Origin of the sequence: Novosphingobium sp. HII-3 (assembly GCF_002916655.1) — a bacterium.
GTDB lineage: Bacteria > Pseudomonadota > Alphaproteobacteria > Sphingomonadales > Sphingomonadaceae > Novosphingobium > Novosphingobium panipatense.
On record NZ_PPSM01000025.1, the window covers coordinates 98,096 to 115,544 of the forward strand.

Genomic DNA, 17,449 nt, shown 5'->3' on the forward strand with positions numbered 1-17,449 from the left:
AGATCCCTCATGCCGCGCCGGGCAAAGATGGTCAGCCGTTGACGGCTTCCGGCGCTGCGGCATCGCCTTCAGCGGCGCTCTTGCGGGTGCGCCGACGACGGGGCTTCTCTTCGGCCACGGCTTCGCCTTCGCCATCCGCAGCGGGCGCAGGCTTCTCGGCGCGCTTGCGAGCGGGCTTCGCCGCGATGGCGGGGGGCAAGGTATCCGCATCGAAGCCGGAAAGTTCGCCCTGCTCCGCGGGAGCAGGCGCGTCGTGTCCCGGCGCCTCGTCCTCTGCCGCCTCATGGCGGGGGCCGCGCGGCTTGCGCTGCTTCAGGCCACGCGAAGCACGGTTGTCACGGACGAAGGGGTTTTCAGCCGGCTCGTAGGGGTTGCGCTCCGCTTCAGCAGACGAACCGGCCGCAGCCTCCTCGCCATTGCCGGCAGGTGCCGAGGGCTCGGCAGCGGTTTCGGCACCGCGCTGATCGTGGGTTCGCTGATCATGGCTTCGCTGATCGTGACCGCGCTGTTCGCGGTCCTGACGGGGGGCGCGCTGCTCGTTCTGAGCGGCCTGCCCTTCGCCATAGGGATCGTCATAGGAGCCATATTCCTCGCCGTAGTCGGCCTGGCGATGGTCGTCCCGGCGCGGTGCGTTCGGCTGGCGCGCCTCTTCCTGGCGCTGCCGCTGGTCGGCGATGACGCGGAAGTAGTGATCCGCGAACTGGAGGTAATACTCCTCCGTCACGCGGTCGCCGTTCAGATGGGCGTCATGCGCCAGCTTCCGGTATTTCTCGAGAAGCTGCGGTGCGTTGCCCCGTGCCCTGCTGTCGATCCGGTTGGTCTGCTGCCCGCCCTGCTGGCGGTTGTTGCCGCGGCCGCGCCGGCGGTTGTTACCACGATTGTTGTTATTCAAGGGATGACTTTCCTCAAAACCCCGGGCTCGAAAGCCCTGACACACGCCGATCCCCATGAGGCCGGGCTGCCGCACGTCGTAAGATCCCGGCCGACCCCCCGGTCGCCGCGATTTTCCACATCTGCCCTGTCGGGACTTTCACGCCACGACCGCTTGCAAATGATGGAGGCGAACCGGGTATGGGAAATAATCGTCCATTCGGCCGGTTCGCCCTAATCATTAGGGGTTGCGGCATCGAATTCCAAGAGGAAACTTACGCCGGTTGCACGTTTGTCATCGAAAATACGACGACCCGATCCCTTCCGCCCAGATCTCGCCTGACGTGCGCCTGCAAACCGTGCGCGCCTCCGATGGCGATGACGGCCTGAGCCTGCCGGTGGCCGATCTCCACGAGAGCGATGCCGCCGGGGGCCAGCAGCCCCGGCAGCTGCGGGACTAGCACCCTGTAATCGTCCAGCCCGTCTGCGCCGGAAAACAGCGCACCGTGGGGCTCGTAACTGCGCACCGAAGCGTCGAGCGCCGCGTCGTCCTCGACATAGGGCGGGTTGGCCAGCACCAGGTCGAAGCGACCGAGCGCCGCAGACCAGTCCGGCTGGTGCCAATCCGCCGCGAGCAGCCGCGCACGCCCCCCCACAGCAAGCGCAGCGGCGTTCGCGCGGGCTGTCGCCAGCGCCGCCGCGGAGCGATCGATGCCGATCCCTTCCGCCTGCGCGAGGTTGGCGAGGACGGCGAGAAGCAGCGCCCCGGAACCCACGCCACAATCGAGCACACGCCGAGCGTCGGGGCGCTCGGCCAGCGCCGTTTCCACCAGCACTTCGGAGTCGCCACGCGGGATCAGGACTTCCGGGCCGACGCGAAACGGCAAGCCGAAGAACTCCTGAACACCCGTGATGTAGGCGACGGGTTCATGAAGGGCGCGCCGATCCACAAGCACCGCAAAGCCTTGCGGCTCGGGATCGCGCATGCGGCCAAGGAGCATCTGCGATCGTGTCACCCCAAGCGCATGCGCCATAAGCACTTCTGCATCGAGCCTTGCCGTGTCGCTGGTCGCCGACAGCCGCAGCGCCGCGCCCCGGATCGCTTCCGCGACCGTTGCAGCCGCCATCGTCATGCGAAGCGGAGATGCCGTGATGCCGCCGCCACCCTCAGGCGTCCATCGCCGCGAGCCGCTTCGCCTCGTCCTCGGCGATCAGCGCATCCACCAATTCGGCAAGCCCGGGACCCTCAAGGATTTCCGGCAGCCGATGCAGCGTCAGATTGATGCGGTGATCGGTCACCCGGCCTTGCGGGAAGTTGTACGTTCGAATCCGTTCCGAACGGTCGCCAGAGCCGACCATCGCCTTTCGGGCTTCGGCCTCGGCGCCTTGCGCCTCATCGCGCATCTTCTCGTACAGCCGGGCGCGCAGGACCTGCATCGCCTTGGCCTTGTTCTTGTGCTGGCTGCGCTCGTCCTGGCAGGTGACGACGAGGCCGCTTGGCAGGTGCGTGATACGTACGGCGGAATCGGTGGTGTTGACGTGCTGCCCGCCCGCGCCCGATGCCCGGTAGATGTCGATCTTGAGGTCCTTGTCCTCGATCTGCACATCGACCTCGCTGGGCTCGGGAAGGACAGCCACCGTCGCCGCGGACGTATGGATGCGGCCGCCGCTCTCTGTCACAGGCACACGCTGCACGCGGTGGACGCCGCTTTCGAACTTCAGCTTGGCGAACACGCCCGAACCCGTGACATTGGCCACGACCTCCTTGAACCCGCCGACATCGCTGGCGTTCGCACTGACCATCTCGACGCGCCAGCCCTGCTCGGCCGCGTAGCGTTCGTACATGCGGTAAAGGTCGGCGGCGAACAGGGCTGCCTCGTCACCGCCGGTCCCGGCGCGGATCTCCAGCATCGCCGGACGGACGTCGGCCGTGTCCCGGGGCAGCATGGCGATGGCAAGCCGCCGTTCGGCCTCGGGCAGTTCGGCCTTCAGCCGCGCGGCCTCTTCCGCCGCCAGGGCCCGCATCTCCGGATCGGGATCTTCCAGCGCTTGAAGCGATTCCAGTTCCCCCCGCATGGCCGTGACATCGGCGGCCACCTTCGCGACGGGCTCCAGTTCCGCGTAGTCCCGGCTGGCCGCGACGAAGGCGTCGCCCTCCAGCGTTCCCGACGCCAGTCGCGCTTCCAGTTCCGCGAACCGCGCCGCGATCTGCGCCAGGCGGGCGTCGGATACGCTCACGGCCGGATCGACGCCAGCACCTGCTCCACCGCCTGACGCTCGGCGGTCGCCTCGCCCGCACGCAGGTTCGCAGTGGGCGCGCCATCGCGGACCACGAAGGACACGATCGCTCGGGCGCCCGACTTGACGGCTTTGTCGAAGCGCTTGCGCGGGCTGCCGGTCGCCAGAATTTCCGCGTCGATGCCCTTGTGGCGCAGCGCTGCCAAAGTCTTCAGCGCAAGCGGCAGCGCGGCGTCATCCTCCACCGCCAGCATGGCGGTGAGCGGCGTTTCGGCAATCCGGCCCCCATCGGCGACCAGCATCGCCAGGCGCTCGATCCCGGCCGCCCAGCCGACCGCAGGCGTCTCCGGCCCGCCGAGGGCCACCATGAGGCCGTCATACCGGCCGCCGCCCAGGACAGTGCCCTGCGCCCCCAGCCGATCTGTCACAAATTCGAAAGCGGTATGCCTGTAGTAGTCCAGGCCACGCACAAGGGCCGGGGCGCGGACGAAGTCCACCGAGGCCGCTTCGAGCCCTTGTGTCACCGCGCCGAAGAAATCCTGTGCCTCGGCGCTTAGAAAATCATCGATCTTCGGGGCGTCCGCCGTGAACGGCTTGTCCCGGGGATCCTTGGAGTCGAGTATGCGCAGCGGGTTACGCTCCAGCCGGTCCTGCGAATCTTCCGAAAGCGAAGCCTTGTGGTCGCGGAAGTAGTCGATGAGAGCAGTGCGCCAGGCTTCGCGGCTCGCACCGTCACCCAGCGTGTTCAGCTGCAGCGTCACACCTTCGGAAATTCCGAGCTCCTTGAGCAGATGGTCCGCCATGACCAGCAGTTCCACGTCAGCCAGCGGCTCGGCCGCGCCGATCACTTCGGCGTCGATCTGGTGGAACTGGCGGTACCGGCCCTTCTGGGGGCGCTCGTACCGGAACAGCGGCCCGTGCGTCGCCACCTTGAGGGGGGCATACTGCTTCCAGCCATCCGTCAGGTAAGCGCGGGCGATGCCGGCGGTGAATTCCGGACGCAGGGTCAGAGACTCGCCCCCGCGATCCTCGAAGGAGTACATCTCCTTCGACACCACATCCGTCGTCTCGCCCAGCGAGCGGGAGAACACGGCGGTCTTTTCAAACACCGGCATTTCCACGCGGCGGAAGCGGTAGAGCTTGCGCACCCGCTCAAAGGTATCGACGACGTGGGCGAAAGCCTCGGCCTCGGCGCCGAAGATGTCCTGGGTGCCGCGGATCGCCTGAGGCGTGGAAAGTGCAGTGCTCATTCGCGCGCGCTTAGCCCGATTGGTGGCGTTGGGGAAGAGTTCGGCTGCCCTTCAGGATGCAGAAAGGCGCCCGGGAAAGGCACCTCAACGGGAATCGATGGTTGCCAAAGGAGGCAACAAGCGCAAAGAACCACGAAATGAAAAGCTTGTTTGCGGGCGTGACCCTCCTCACCTCCCTGCTCCTGTCGACCTCTGTCCAGGCGCAGGCTTCCACGCGACCCTTGCCGATGGCGCCGCCGCTGCCGACGGAGATCCCGGCTGCGCGCGATGAAGCCTATGCCGGCACGATCGATCTGGCGATCGACGCCAGTGACATCACGCGCGGGGTTTACCGCGTCACGCAGACCATCCCGGTCGCCGCGGGCACGCGCGATCTCGTCCTTCTCCAGCCGGGCTGGCTGCCTGGCAACCACTCCGAGACCGGACCTTACGCGCTTCTCGCCGACATCCGCTTCTACGCCAACGGCAAGGAAGTCCCCTGGGTGCGCGACACCGTCGCGGTCAACGCTTTCCGCCTCGTGCTGCCGGAAGGGACCACGCAGGTCACCGCGCGCTTCGTCCACACCTCGCCGCTGCAGTCGGGCGAGGGCCGCATCACGATGACGCAGGAGATGCTCAACCTCCAGTGGGAAAAGATGAGCCTCTACCCCGCCGGATACTACACCCGTCGCATTCCGGTGAAGCCGACCGTCACCTTCCCCAAGGGTTGGACCGTGTACACCGCACTCGACGGCTTCAGCCGGACCGGCGACACCGTGACCTGGAACACGATCGACTACGAGAACCTGGTCGATTCGCCGATCTTCGCAGGCGTGCACGCACAGCGCTGGGATCTGGGCCAGAACGTCTACATGGATGTCGTCGCCGACGAGCCCGAGTTCCTGGCGATCAAGCCGGAGAACCTGGAAACCTACCGCAATCTGGTGAAGGAAGCGCTCGCCACCTTTGGCGCCAAGCATTTCGATCACTACGACTTCCTGCTGGCCCTCACAGACCGTATGGGCGGCATCGGGCTTGAGCATCACCGCTCGAGCGAAAACCAGCAGGAGCCCAAGTCCTGGATCAACTGGGCCGAGATGGACTGGGATCGCAATGTGATCTCCCACGAATTCGTGCACAGCTGGAACGGCAAGTTCCGTCGCGGCATCGATGCATGGACGCCCGATTACCAGCAGCCGATGCAGAATACCCTGCTGTGGGTCTACGAAGGCCAGACGCAGTTCTGGGGTTACGTGCTGGCGGCCCGCTCGGGCGTGCAATCGCGCGAGATGGTGACCGCCATGTTCGCGACGGCTGCGGGCAAGTACGCCGAAGGCACGCCGGGCCGCGCCTGGCGCTCCGTCGAGGACACGGTCAACGCGCCGCAGCTCAACCGTCGCCGCCCCCTGCCGTACACCTCGCTCACCCGCAGCGAGGACTACTACGTCGAAGGCGCGCTGGTTTGGCTTGAGGCAGACCAGATCATCCGCCAGGGCACGCGCGGCGCGAAGGGCCTGGACGATTTCGCCAAGGCCTTCTTCGGGGTCTATCCGGGCGACTGGAGCCAGCTGACCTACGACTTCGACGAGGTCGTGAAGACGCTTGACGGCGTCTATGCCTATGACTGGGCCACGTTCCTGCGCACGCGCCTCTATGGCGTGAACCAGCCCGCGCCGCTCAAGGGTCTGGAGATGGGCGGGTACAAGCTGGTCTGGAAGGACAAGCCCAACGTCTATGACAAGGGCATTTCCGATGACCGCAAGACGCTGGACCTCACCTACTCGCTCGGGATGACGCTCAACAACGATGGCGAGGTGACGTCGACCTTGTGGGATGGCCCGGCGTACAACGCCGGTGTCGTCAACAAGGTGAAGATCGTGGCGGTGGGCGGCCGCGCCTATTCCAAGGATGTCATGCGCTCGGCAATTACCGCTGCCAAGACGTCCAAGGCGCCGATCAGCCTTCTGGTACAGCGCGGTGAGCGCTTCCAGACCGTCGAGATCGATTATCATGGCGGCCTGCGGTATCCCTGGTTGGAAAGCACGACCGCCGGCAAGTCCAACGGCTTCGACAAGCTGCTGGCGTCCCGCACGCGGTAAGCGGCTCGAGGAGCGATCGTCCCGGTTCTGCCGGGACGATTTCATCCGTAATCGGGCTATCCAGCCGTAGATCACCGAAATGGCTGTTGCGACGCAATAAGCCCGACGCTAAGCCGCGCCATCGTGATCCTGGCACGAGCCTGAACAGCGCCAGAAAAGAAGGACCCCTATGCGCATCGACATGATCCCCGTTGGCGATAATCCGCCCGAGAACCTCAATGTCATCATCGAGGTCCCGGTCGGCGGCGAGCCGGTCAAGTACGAGTTCGACAAGGATTCCGGTGCCCTCTTCGTGGACCGTATCCTTCACACGCCGATGCGCTACCCGGCGAACTACGGCTTCGTGCCGCATACGCTTTCTCCGGACGGTGACCCGCTCGACGCTCTCGTCGTCGCCCGTTCCCCGTTCATCCCGGGCAGCGTCGTGCGCGTTCGCCCGATCGCGGTCCTGAACCTGGAAGACGAGCACGGCGGCGACGAAAAGCTCGTCTGCGTGCCGATCGATTCAACCTTCCCGTACTATTCCAACGTCGCGGAAAAAGACGATCTTCCCGAAATCGTCGCGCTTCAGATCGAACACTTCTTCACCCACTACAAGGACCTGGAGAAGGAAAAGTGGGTGCGCGTGGGCACCTGGGGCGGCGCGGCCGATGCACGGCAGATTGTGCTCGAAGCGATCGAGCGCTACCAGGCTTCGAAAGCCTGAACCACGGGTTAGTCCACCCCATGTGGACAGGGGCCGGCAGCCGACGCTGCTGGCCCCTTGCTTTTTTGAGGCGCTGCCCTGTTGCCTCAGGTGACCACGCGGCCGCCGTTGACGCCGATGGTCTGCCCCGTCACATAGCCGGACGCTTCGTGGCACAGCCATGCGCAGGCGTTGGCGATATCGCCCGGTTCGCCCATGCGGCGCACCGGGATGGTCTGCAGCAGGACTTCGGTCGGTATCTGGAAGCGTTCCCGGTTGGCTTCCGACATGATCGTTCCCATCACCGAACCTGGCGGGATGTTGTTGACGGTGATGCCGTAAGGTCCGAATTCCTGCGCCATGGAACGCGTCATCGTGACGATGGCACCCTTGGAGGACGAGTAGCAGATCATGTTGATCGCTCCCGTCTGCGCCGAGGACGAGGAAATATTGACGATACGGCCCCAAGCCGCTTCCTTCATGTCCTTGAGCACAAGCTGGCTCATGATCATCGGCCCACGCACGTTGACGGCATAGACCATGTCCCACCGCTCGTCCGTGAGATCCTCGAACGGCGTGAAGTCAGTGACGCCGGCGTTGTTGACGAGGATCGAGATCGGCCCCAGCGCATCCCGGCACTTCGCCACGGCGGCGGCCGCCTGTTCACGGTTGGACACATCGGCACCAAGCGCAATGGCGGTGCCGCCCGCATCCTTGATCGCCTGCACCGTGTCGGCGCACCGCGCCGCATCGAGGTCGAGCACGCCGACGGCGATCCCATCCTGCGCCAGTCGCTTCGAACAGGCCGCGCCGATACCTGCGGCAGCGCCGGTGACGATGGCAACACGGTAAGTCATGGCAATCTCTCCTGAAGGTTTGCGCGAGGCTTACCGACAAATCCGCTTCACAGAAGCCGCCTGCGCCTTCGTTCCTGCAGAATCCGCCCCGGCGACGCGCCGCCGGATGGTTGCTTCCCCAGCTTCGCACGCTTCATGATCGACAGCCCCGCTCCAAGCCGCTTATCGTGCGGGGCGCCCGACCATCAATTTCTCCACGGACAGGGAAGCGATGAGCCACGAAACGCTGATTTCAGTTGAAGATCTCAAGGACATGCTGGCGCAGGGCGCCGATGTTCTGGTGTTCGATTGCGAGTTCGAACTGGGCGCTCCCGATGTTGGGCCGGCACTCTACCGGCAGTGGCACATCCCGACGGCTCGCTATGCGCATCTCGATGACGACCTGGCGGCGCCGCCAGACGGCAGCAATGGCCGCCACCCCTTGCCGGCACCTGTCGCGTTGAGCGCCTGGCTGCGGGCGCAGGGGCTGCACAACAGGCAGCAGGTCGTCGCATACGACAGCCACGGCGGGGCGTGGGCCGCACGGCTCTGGTGGCTTCTGCGCTGGCTCGGCCATGCCCCGGTCGCCGTGCTGGATGGAGGAAAGCCTGCATGGATCGCCGCAGGTCTGCCGCTGGACACGGGCGTTGCGCCCGCCACCGCTGCGGGCGATTTCCAGCCGGGCCGGTCGCTCGTCCCCTCCCCCGCGAAGGCGAGCGAGGTCCTTGCCAACATCGAAACCGGCGAGGCCCGGGTACTCGATGCACGCGATCCGGGACGCTTTGCAGGCAAGCCGAACCCGATCGACCCGGTGCCGGGGCACATCCCGGGCGCGCGCAACCGCTTCTTCCGCGACAATCTGGATGCGAGTGGCCACTTCCGCCCGGGTGGAGAACTTGCGGCAGAGTTTGCTGCCCTGCTGGACGACCAGCCCGCCATTCTGCAGTGCGGATCGGGCGTCACCGCCTGCCACAACGCACTGGCCATGGCCGTGGCTGGACTTCCCGCCGGCCGGCTCTATCCCGGCTCCTGGAGCGAATGGATTGCCGATCCTTCCCGGCCGGTCGCAACAGGCATCGACTGAGCGGTATCAGCGGCCGACGAAAGTTCGCCGGCCGCCGGTCTGGTTTTTTCGGTTACTTCGCCAGTTCGGCCTCTATGGCCGAAACGAGCGCCGGATCCTTCGGCTCCACGCCGGGCGCAAAGCGGCCCGCAACTTTGCCGTCACGACCGACGAGGAACTTCTCGAAGTTCCACAGAACTTCAGGGTCCTGCGTGGGCGTCATGCCATAGCCCTTCAGCCGTTCGCGGAACTCTTCGGCCGGACCCTGCTTGGTGGGCTGCGCCTCCGTGAGGGCCGCGTAGAGGGGCTGCTTGCCCGCGCCGGTCACGTCGGCCTTGGCGAAAAGCGGGAACGAGACACCGTAGTTGGCAGAGCAGAACTGCGCGATTTCCTCATGCGTACCGGGCTCCTGCGCGCCGAAATCGTTGGCGGGGAAGCCGAGGATCTCCAGCCCCTTGTCCCTGTACTCGCCGTAAAGCGCCTCAAGCCCTTCGTACTGCGGAGTCAGGCCGCACTTGGAGGCGACGTTCACCACCAGCAGCACCTTGCCGGCATGTTCGCCAAGGCTGTCGGGCGTTCCGTCGATGCGGGTCAGCGGGATGGATGCGAGGTCGGCCATTCAAGTTTCTCCCAAGTGAGTGCAGGCGGTTATGAGGCGCGGGCAAGGAGCACGCAAGGCGCCGGAAGGACACCCCGCCCCGGCGAGGGTTCATGCCCCGGCGCGGTAGTCGGCGATGACCTCACCCGCCTCGGACAGTCCCGCTTCATGACTCTCCTCGCGCCATGTCTCGGCGAGGGCTTCCTCCTCCCACTGCCGCATGGCGGGATGGGCCAGCATCGCCTCCACCCAGGCCTGCCCGCCGCCAACATCGAGGCCATAGGTGCGGATGCGGAACGCGACGGGAGCGTAGAAGGCGTCAACCGCGCTGAACGCCTGGCCCGCAAGCCACGGCCCTCCAAAGCGGTCTAGCCCCTCCTCGAAAAGCTCCCGCAGGCGGTAGACTTCCCGGACCAATTCACCGTCCAAGGGGCGGGTCCTGACCCGCACGCCCACGTTCATCGTGCAGGTCGCGCGCAGCCTCGGGAAGCCTGCATGCATCTCACAGACCGCGCTCTGCGCAAAGGCGCGCGCGTCCTCGTCCTGCGGCCAGACACCTTCGTGCCGATCCGCCAGGTAGAGGACGATGCCCAGCGAATCCCAGACGGTCCGCTCCGCATCGATAAGGGCCGGCACCTGCCCGGTCGGCGAGAAGCTGCGGAACGCCTCGTAGTTCACCGGCATGGTGAAGGGTTCGAGCTCATCCTCGAACGCAATACCCAGGGCCTTCATCAGCACCCAGGGACGCAGCGACCAGCTGGAGTAGTTCCGATTCGCGGTGATGAGGGTGTAAGTCATGGAGCACTCTTGTCCCTGCATGCAAATGCGAAGCGGGATAGCGGCAAGCGGTGGTGCTGGCGAGTGCCCGCTTGCCCTTCACTTCGGCGGCTCGCTTCCCGCCGGGTCACGGGGAGGGAAGCGTGGCCTCAGCTTACGTAGTGTGCCGTGGTCTTCGCGGCGACTTCCTCGGCAGTCACTCCGGGCGCCAGTTCGACAAGCCGGAACGGGCTTGCGTGGTCCGGGCGCTGGAACACCGCAAGATCGGTGACGATCATGTCGACCACGTTCTTGCCCGTCAGCGGCAGCGTGCAGGCCGGAATGAATTTGGGATCGCCGTTCTTGGAGGTATGCTCCATGACGACGATGATCTTCTTGACCCCGGCCACGAGGTCCATCGCGCCGCCCATTCCCTTGATCATCTTGCCCGGGATCATCCAGTTGGCGATGTCTCCGTTCTCGGCGACTTCCATGGCGCCCAGCACGGTGAGGTCGATGTGGCCGCCCCGGATCATGCCGAAGCTGGTAGCGCTGTCGAAGTAGGCCGAGTGCGGGAGCTCGCTGATCGTCTGCTTGCCCGCGTTGATGAGGTCCGGGTCCACCTCGTCCGGATAGGGGAACGGACCGATGCCGAGCATTCCGTTCTCGCTCTGGAGGGTAACGGTAATGCCCTGCGGCACGTAGTTCGCCACGAGGGTGGGGATGCCGATGCCAAGGTTCACGTAGAAGCCGTCCTGAAGCTCCTGCGCGGCGCGCGCGGCCATCTCATTGCGGTTCCAGGGCATCAGGCGCTCTCCCTCTCGCGGGTGGTCGTGAATTCGATCTTCTTGTCGTACGGCGCGCCGGGCACGATGCGCTGGACGAAGACACCCGGCAGGTGGATGCAGTCGGGATCAAGGCTGCCCGTAGGCACGATCTCTTCGACCTCGACGATGCAGACCTTTCCGCAGGTGGCCGCCGGCACGTTGAAGTTGCGAGCGGTCTTGCGGAAGACGACGTTGCCGGTCTCATCCGCTTTCCAGGCCTTCACAATGGCGAGGTCCGCGAAGATGCCTTCCTCAAGGATGTATTCCTCTCCGTGAAACACCTTGACGTCCTTCCCCTCGGCGACCTGGGTGCCGACGCCCGTCCTGGTGTAGAAGCCCGGGATGCCTGCGCCGCCCGCGCGCATGCGCTCGGCCAGCGTGCCTTGGGGGCAGAACTCGACCTCCAGCTCGCCTGCGAGGAACTGGCGCTCGAACTCCTTGTTCTCGCCGACGTAGGAGGAGATCATCTTTTTCACCTGCCGCGTGCGCAGCAGCTTGCCGATGCCCTCGTTGTCGATCCCGGCGTTGTTCGATGCGAAGGTCAGGCCCGTTACACCGGAAGCGCGAATGGCGTCGAGCAGGCGTTCCGGGATGCCGCAAAGGCCGAAGCCGCCACTGGCGATGAGAAGCCCATCCTTGAGCACGCCTTCCAGCGCTGCCTCGGCACTGGCGTAGATCTTGTTCATCGAGACAGATCCTCTTCCATTGTTCGGCAGCACGCTAGACAGAGTCTCTCATCACGAATAGCGATTGTTTTTTATCGGTTCCCATAGGCTTTGCTTATACGATGAAGCGCATTGCCCTCTTCCACCTCGAAACCCTGATGTGGATTCACCGGCTCGGCACCTTCGCGGCGGCAGCGCATCGCCTGAACACAACTCAGCCGGCGATCTCCGCGCGCGTCCGGGAAATCGAGGAGCAGCTCGGCGTCTCGCTCTTTCAGCGGGAGGGGCGCCGCATGGTGCTGTCCGCCCGCGGCCGTCGGCTCGTGCAGGCAAGCGAGCCGCTCTACCGCGGGTTGGAGCACGTGCTCCTCGAGGCAAGCGACTTCGCGGGTGCCACGGCATCGGTGCGCATCGGCTCCGGGGAGATCGCCGCCGCGAGCTGCCTGCCCGCCTTCATACAGGCGGTCGAGCGGGACCGGCCGGGTATCGCCATGGAAATCGATCTGGATCTGACGGCCCGCCTGCTCCAGCAGTTGCTGGCGGGAACACGCGATATCGTGTTCCTTGCCGGACCGGTGGCCAGCCCGGGCATGAAGACCGCGCCAATCGGGTCAGTCGAACTGGTCTGGGCCGCAGGGGCACAAGTGGCCGCCGCCGGGGGCTTCGACCAGCCCCTCCCTGTCTGGTCGCTGCCGGATCACTCGCCGCTTCACGCCGTTTCACATGAAACATTGGAGACGCACGGCATCGTCCCCCCGGCGCTTCACACCTGCAACAACGTGCGCGCGATGATAGAGATCGTGGTGAATGGGCAAGGCGCGGCCCTTCTTCCGGAGACCATGATCCGTGACCGGCTTGCCGCAGGAACCCTTCGCGAAGTCCTGCCGCGCCCCCTCCAGCGCGTGCATTTCGAGGCGGCCATTCGCACCCGGGAAAAAGACCCGGTGATCCTCGACCTGTTCGCCCGGGCCGGGCAACTCGCCATCGACCCGGCGGCCTGATTCTATCGAAGCATGTCCGAGAGGCCGGTTGCGGCAACTTCCACGCCGGACCGCTCGTTGCGATCACAGGCGGTCTTGATCCCGATCATGGCGATATCCGCGATCCGGATTAAGCTGCGTCTCGATCAGAGGGAGAAAAGACCATGCGCTCGATACTCGTCAACGCCGATCGTACCCCTGGAAGCAACGCTCGGATCGAAACCGCCCTGGAGATCGCACGGCGGCACGGTGGCCATATCACGGTGCTCGTCGACACGCCGGTCTCACGCTACATCGCCATGGATCCGATGGGGGGCAGCTACGTTATTTCGGACGCCCTCGACAAGGCCCGTGCCGATGACGACGCCGTGGCCGATGCAGCCGAAGCTCATCTGGCGGACGCTGGCGTCCCGTTCGAGGTCGTGCGCTGCGAAGACGATCCCGTCACAGCGTTTGCCTATGCCGCACGCCTGTCCGATCTGATCGTCGTCTCTCGTTCCGGAGGGCTGGCCGGCGACCTTGCACTGCGCGCCCGCGCCCCGGTGCTGGCGGTCTCGGACAGCCCGCTCAGGCTCCCGGTCGGCAGCGCCTGTATCGGGTGGGACGGAGGAGAGCAGGCTGCCGCTGCGCTTCGTGCCGCCGTACCGCTCCTCGCCAGCTGCTCCTCGGTGCGCCTTGTCTGCGTGGTGGGCAAGGAAGGTGCCTTCCCGGCCGCAGATGCGCTGCGCTATCTCAGGCGCCACGGCATCGGCGCGGACTTAGAGGAGCACCAGCGCCAGCAGTCGACTCAGGAAACGCTGGCCCAGGCGGTCCGCGGGGCGGACCTTCTGGTGATGGGCGCCTACGGCAAGAGCCGCGTGCGCGAATTCCTGTTTGGCGGAGTGACCGAATTTTTCCTGAACGAGGACGCGGCGCCAGCCCTTCTGCTCGCACACTAAGCGGACGACGGGCGACTCACGGGGGCGCCGACTCGGAGCAAGTGAGTGCTTTCACGAAAGGATACTTAGCAGGGTGAGTAAATGGCGCAGTGCAACAGGCGTGGTTCCCACGAACTTACGCCGCCGCTGCGATCTTCCCTATACGGAAACAAAGAATTGAAAGCTGCCTTCCGCCGGAAATCGGCGCAAAACAGGCGTTCTGACATTTAGCGGATACCTTTGTGCAACAATCCGCAAGCTCAATTGCGTTACTTGCAACAGGCGAAAGTCATTTCGCACTTGCACAAACACGCGGCTTTGGTCATAACGAACCTGCCTTTCAGGCATCCTCTCCCAAAACTTCTACGGCCCGGTCGGCAACGATCGGGCCTTTTTTTTTGCGCCGCGCCAACCTGGCCGGCCGGGTGCAATCTCTCGCGTCGGGCAAAGCATCATCCACGTGCCGACAGGGGAACCCCATCCTCTTCCAGCGGTTGGTTTGAAATCGCCAGCGGCGATACCTAGCTGAACCTCGCCGCCCGAAACGCCGTGCCTAATCCAGCAAGGACGATGGCCGGATCACGGCTCGAAGGGACGGGGATCGAGAAGAAGGGAATCACCGATGGCGGACGCCGACATCAAAACCGAAGATCGCACGCTCAGGCTGCAGGTCGCTGCAGCGCGCCAGGAGGAGAGTGGCCAGGGAATCGCCCGTCTCTCCCGCGCCTCCCTGTCCGAGATCGGCGCCATGGAGGGCGACGTGCTGGAGATTACCGGCAAGGCGGTCACCGTCGCGCGCGCCGTGCTGGCCTACGATGAGGACGAAAGCCTCAGCGTGATCCGGCTCGATGGTCTGCAGCGCGGCAACGCCGAAGTCGGTTCAGGCGATCACGTCACCGTACGTAAGGCGGAATCGCGTCCGGCCCAGCGCGTGGTGTTCGCCCCGGCTCAGAAGGACATGCGCCTTCAGGGGCCCTCGGCGGCGCTCAAGCGCAATTTCTTCGGCCGCCCCATGGTCCAGGGCGATCTCGTCGCCACGACCGGCCAGCAGCAGGTCGCCGATATCCCGCCCCAGCTGCGCCGCATGTTCAACGCCCCGGCTTATGCGCTGACGCAGATCCGCCTCAACGTGCTCTCCACCACCCCCCGCGGCATCGTCCATATCGACGAGAACACCGAAGTGGAACTGCGCGAGGTGTTCGAGGAGGCGAACGACGCCCGGGGCGATGTGAACTACGACGACGTCGGGGGCATGAGCGACACCATCCGCCAGCTGCGCGAGATGGTCGAACTGCCGCTTCGCTATCCCGAACTCTTCACCCGCCTGGGTGTCGCGCCGCCAAAGGGCGTTCTGCTTCACGGCCCGCCGGGAACCGGCAAGACCCGCCTCGCCCAGGCCGTGGCCAACGAGAGCGAAGCCAACTTCTTCTCGATCAACGGTCCCGAGATCATGGGATCGGGCTATGGCGAGAGCGAGAAGCACCTGCGCGAAGTCTTCGAGGAAGCGACCAAGTCCGCGCCGGCCATCGTCTTCATCGATGAGATCGACTCCATCGCACCCAAGCGCAGCCAGGTCCACGGGGAGGCCGAAAAGCGCCTTGTAGCCCAGCTCCTCACGCTCATGGACGGGTTGAACAGCCGCGCTCACGTGGTCGTGATCGCCGCCACCAACCGCCCCGACGCCATCGACGAGGCGCTGCGCCGTCCGGGTCGGTTCGACCGTGAGATCGTCATAGGCGTCCCGGACGAAAGCGGTCGCCGGGAGATCCTGGGCATTCACACCCGCGGCATGCCGCTCGGCGAACGCGTCGACCTGAACGAACTGGTGCGCACAACCCATGGCTTTGTCGGCGCTGACCTTGCCGCGCTCGCACGGGAAGCGGCCATCGAAGCGGTGCGTCGCATCATGCCTCAGCTCGACCTCGAAGCGCGGACCATCCCGTCCGCAGTGCTGGACAACCTGCAGGTCATCCGCGAGGACTTCGTCGCTGCACTCAAGCGCGTGCAGCCTTCCGCAATGCGCGAAGTCATGGTGCAGGTGCCGAACATCGGCTGGGCCGACATCGGCGGCCTGGACGATGCACAGCTCAAGCTGCGCGAAGGCATCGAACTGCCGCTGAAGAACCCTGAAGCCTTCCACAAGCTGGGCATCCGGGCTGCGAAGGGATTCCTGCTTTACGGCCCGCCCGGAACCGGCAAGACCCTGCTGGCGAAGGCCGTCGCCAAAGAGGCGGAGGCGAACTTCATCTCGATCAAGTCGTCCGATCTCCTGAGCAAATGGTACGGCGAAAGCGAGCAGCAGATTGCCCGCCTGTTCGCCCGCGCCCGCCAGGTCGCGCCCTGCGTCGTCTTCATCGACGAGATCGACAGCCTCGTTCCAGCCCGCGGCATGGGTGGCGGCATGGGCGAGCCGCAGGTGACCGCCCGCGTGGTGAACACCATCCTTGCCGAGATGGACGGGATGGAGGAACTGCAGTCGGTCGTTCTCGTCGGCGCAACCAACCGCCCGGCGCTGGTAGACCCCGCGCTGCTGCGCCCGGGCCGTTTCGACGAGCTCGTCTACGTCGGCACACCGAACACCGCCGGGCGCGAACACATCCTGGGCATTCACACCGGCAAGATGCCGCTGGCGCCCGATGTGTCGCTGTCCAGCATAGCCGACCGGACGGAGCGCTTCACGGGCGCCGACCTGGAGGACGTCGTTCGCCGCGCCGGCCTTATCGCCATTCGCAAGCGCGGAGCCAGCGTCGACGCCGTCACCCGCGAGGACTTCGAGGAGGCTCTCGAAGACAGCCGCGCAACCGTGACTCAGGAGATGGAAGAGGAGTACGAGCGCATGAAGGGCGAGCTGAAGAAGCGCGCGATGGACATTTCCCCCATCGGCTTCATCGCGCCCGGCATGGTGGAAAGCACCCGCGAGCGGAAGCACTGATCGGATCCGCAAACGCCCGGAAACATCGGAAGAGCCCGGCCGCAAACGCCGGGCTTCTTCTGTTTATGGGCCTGCTGCACCTCTTCTCATCATCGAAGCGCGGCTTCTGCGTTGATATGTATCAGTTTCCATACATCTTCAGAAACCTGCCTCATGCTCTCCGGTTGTCGCGTGCAGGATCCTTTGGGAGAATGTCATGATCAGATATACCGGTATCGCTCTCGCCCTCGCGCTGGGTACGACGTCGGCGGTCGCGCAGACGCCGCCGCCCCCGCCCCCTTCCGAGGCGAAGGTCTCAGCCATGCCGTACGTGATGGCTGCAGGGATGAGCGACCTTTACGAGATCAATTCCAGCCAGATCGCGCTGGAGAAATCGCGTGACCCGGCCGTCCGCAGGTTCGCACAGATGATGATCGACCATCACCAGAAGACCACGGCCGCGACCATGAAGGCCGCGCAGAAGGCCGGTCTGACGCCAACACCGCCCGCTCTCGGCGCCGGCGCCACGGCATCAATCAACGAACTTCAGACCGCTTCAGCCGCTGACTTCGACCGGCTTTACATCGGCCAGCAACTCCCCGCGCACCAGGCCGCGCTGGACCTGCACAAGAGCTATGCCGCCAATGGCGAAGAGGCAGCGCTGAAGGCGAGCGCCCGCAGCGCCGTTCCGATCGTGCAGCAGCATCTCGCCATGCTCCAGAAGATGCAGGCGGGCACCGGAACCGCTTCGGGCATGTGATGAGAGATGACCGGG

General features: G+C 65.2%; 16 protein-coding genes. 7 read left to right on the forward strand and 9 right to left on the reverse strand.

Annotation, left to right across the window (positions count from 1 at the left end; translation table 11 throughout):
* Positions 1-31: 31 nt before the first annotated feature.
* The 4 genes from C2R25_RS10220 to hisS form a co-directional block, all read right to left on the reverse strand.
* Positions 32-892, reverse strand: a complete 861-nt coding sequence (locus C2R25_RS10220; RefSeq protein ID WP_233203910.1) for a DUF4167 domain-containing protein — start codon at positions 890-892, stop codon at positions 32-34.
* Between the two features lie 253 nt (positions 893-1,145).
* Positions 1,146-1,997: a peptide chain release factor N(5)-glutamine methyltransferase gene (gene prmC / locus C2R25_RS10225; RefSeq protein ID WP_103729313.1), complete on the reverse strand. Its 852-nt coding sequence runs from the start codon at positions 1,995-1,997 to the stop codon at positions 1,146-1,148.
* Positions 1,998-2,037: 40 nt separating this feature from the next.
* Positions 2,038-3,108 carry a peptide chain release factor 1 gene (gene prfA, locus C2R25_RS10230; protein ID WP_103729080.1) on the reverse strand — a complete coding sequence of 357 codons (1,071 nt, stop codon included), beginning with the start codon at positions 3,106-3,108 and terminating at the stop codon, positions 2,038-2,040.
* Complete coding sequence (gene hisS, locus C2R25_RS10235; RefSeq protein WP_103729081.1) at positions 3,105-4,358, reverse strand: histidine--tRNA ligase; 1,254 nt, start codon at positions 4,356-4,358, stop codon at positions 3,105-3,107. Before hisS ends, prfA begins: the two co-directional genes overlap by 4 nt.
* A gap of 137 nt (positions 4,359-4,495) precedes the next feature.
* On the opposite strand from hisS, the gene C2R25_RS10240 reads away from it, so the two are divergent.
* Entirely contained in the window at positions 4,496-6,436 is a 1,941-nt protein-coding gene (locus C2R25_RS10240; protein WP_103729082.1) for a M61 family metallopeptidase, read from the forward strand.
* 169 nt (positions 6,437-6,605) lie between these two features.
* Positions 6,606-7,142 carry an inorganic diphosphatase gene (ppa, locus tag C2R25_RS10245; protein ID WP_103729083.1) on the forward strand — a complete coding sequence of 179 codons (537 nt, stop codon included), beginning with the start codon at positions 6,606-6,608 and terminating at the stop codon, positions 7,140-7,142.
* 86 nt (positions 7,143-7,228) lie between these two features.
* Here ppa and C2R25_RS10250 read toward each other — a convergent pair whose 3' ends face one another.
* Positions 7,229-7,978 (reverse strand): SDR family NAD(P)-dependent oxidoreductase, encoded by a 750-nt coding sequence (locus C2R25_RS10250; RefSeq protein ID WP_103729084.1) that lies wholly within the window; start codon positions 7,976-7,978, stop codon positions 7,229-7,231.
* A 211-nt stretch (positions 7,979-8,189) separates the two neighbouring features.
* On the opposite strand from C2R25_RS10250, the gene C2R25_RS10255 reads away from it, so the two are divergent.
* Entirely contained in the window at positions 8,190-9,041 is an 852-nt protein-coding gene (locus tag C2R25_RS10255; protein WP_103729085.1) for a sulfurtransferase, read from the forward strand.
* A 52-nt stretch (positions 9,042-9,093) separates the two neighbouring features.
* Here C2R25_RS10255 and C2R25_RS10260 read toward each other — a convergent pair whose 3' ends face one another.
* The 4 genes from C2R25_RS10260 to C2R25_RS10275 form a co-directional block, all read right to left on the reverse strand.
* Complete coding sequence (locus C2R25_RS10260) at positions 9,094-9,639, reverse strand: glutathione peroxidase (protein ID WP_103729086.1); 546 nt, start codon at positions 9,637-9,639, stop codon at positions 9,094-9,096.
* A gap of 90 nt (positions 9,640-9,729) precedes the next feature.
* The gene (locus tag C2R25_RS10265; protein ID WP_103729087.1) at positions 9,730-10,416 is read right to left on the reverse strand and encodes a glutathione S-transferase family protein; all 687 of its coding nucleotides are present in this window, start codon (positions 10,414-10,416) and stop codon (positions 9,730-9,732) included.
* Positions 10,417-10,544: 128 nt separating this feature from the next.
* Positions 10,545-11,180, reverse strand: a complete 636-nt coding sequence (locus tag C2R25_RS10270) for a CoA transferase subunit B (RefSeq protein WP_103729088.1) — start codon at positions 11,178-11,180, stop codon at positions 10,545-10,547.
* Entirely contained in the window at positions 11,180-11,887 is a 708-nt protein-coding gene (locus C2R25_RS10275; RefSeq protein WP_103729089.1) for a CoA transferase subunit A, read from the reverse strand. The genes C2R25_RS10270 and C2R25_RS10275 overlap by 1 nt, the downstream gene beginning before the upstream one ends.
* A 101-nt stretch (positions 11,888-11,988) precedes the next feature.
* Between C2R25_RS10275 and C2R25_RS10280 the strand changes: the two genes are divergently transcribed.
* From C2R25_RS10280 to C2R25_RS10295, 4 genes are all read left to right on the forward strand, one after another.
* Positions 11,989-12,867, forward strand: a complete 879-nt coding sequence (locus C2R25_RS10280; protein ID WP_103729090.1) for a LysR family transcriptional regulator — start codon at positions 11,989-11,991, stop codon at positions 12,865-12,867.
* Between the two features lie 143 nt (positions 12,868-13,010).
* Positions 13,011-13,784, forward strand: coding sequence for a universal stress protein (locus C2R25_RS10285; RefSeq protein ID WP_103729091.1), 774 nt, complete (start codon positions 13,011-13,013; stop codon positions 13,782-13,784).
* A 601-nt stretch (positions 13,785-14,385) separates the two neighbouring features.
* Positions 14,386-16,695, forward strand: coding sequence for a CDC48 family AAA ATPase (locus C2R25_RS10290; protein ID WP_103729092.1), 2,310 nt, complete (start codon positions 14,386-14,388; stop codon positions 16,693-16,695).
* A 196-nt stretch (positions 16,696-16,891) separates the two neighbouring features.
* The gene (locus C2R25_RS10295; RefSeq protein WP_103729093.1) at positions 16,892-17,434 is read left to right on the forward strand and encodes a DUF4142 domain-containing protein; all 543 of its coding nucleotides are present in this window, start codon (positions 16,892-16,894) and stop codon (positions 17,432-17,434) included.
* Positions 17,435-17,449 lie beyond the last annotated feature (15 nt).

Coding starts and splice junctions, on each gene's coding strand:
- C2R25_RS10285 (WP_103729091.1), top strand. CDS start 13,011: ATGCGCTCGATACTCGTCAACGCCGATCGTACCCCTGGAAGCAACGCT.
- C2R25_RS10240 (WP_103729082.1), top strand. CDS start 4,496: ATGAAAAGCTTGTTTGCGGGCGTGACCCTCCTCACCTCCCTGCTCCTG.
- C2R25_RS10275 (WP_103729089.1), bottom strand. CDS start 11,887: ATGAACAAGATCTACGCCAGTGCCGAGGCAGCGCTGGAAGGCGTGCTC.
- C2R25_RS10270 (WP_103729088.1), bottom strand. CDS start 11,180: ATGCCCTGGAACCGCAATGAGATGGCCGCGCGCGCCGCGCAGGAGCTT.
- C2R25_RS10250 (WP_103729084.1), bottom strand. CDS start 7,978: ATGACTTACCGTGTTGCCATCGTCACCGGCGCTGCCGCAGGTATCGGC.
- C2R25_RS10280 (WP_103729090.1), top strand. CDS start 11,989: ATGAAGCGCATTGCCCTCTTCCACCTCGAAACCCTGATGTGGATTCAC.
- prmC (WP_103729313.1), bottom strand. CDS start 1,997: ATGGCGGCTGCAACGGTCGCGGAAGCGATCCGGGGCGCGGCGCTGCGG.
- C2R25_RS10290 (WP_103729092.1), top strand. CDS start 14,386: ATGGCGGACGCCGACATCAAAACCGAAGATCGCACGCTCAGGCTGCAG.
- hisS (WP_103729081.1), bottom strand. CDS start 4,358: ATGAGCACTGCACTTTCCACGCCTCAGGCGATCCGCGGCACCCAGGAC.
- C2R25_RS10255 (WP_103729085.1), top strand. CDS start 8,190: ATGAGCCACGAAACGCTGATTTCAGTTGAAGATCTCAAGGACATGCTG.
- C2R25_RS10260 (WP_103729086.1), bottom strand. CDS start 9,639: ATGGCCGACCTCGCATCCATCCCGCTGACCCGCATCGACGGAACGCCC.
- ppa (WP_103729083.1), top strand. CDS start 6,606: ATGCGCATCGACATGATCCCCGTTGGCGATAATCCGCCCGAGAACCTC.
- C2R25_RS10265 (WP_103729087.1), bottom strand. CDS start 10,416: ATGACTTACACCCTCATCACCGCGAATCGGAACTACTCCAGCTGGTCG.
- C2R25_RS10295 (WP_103729093.1), top strand. CDS start 16,892: ATGATCAGATATACCGGTATCGCTCTCGCCCTCGCGCTGGGTACGACG.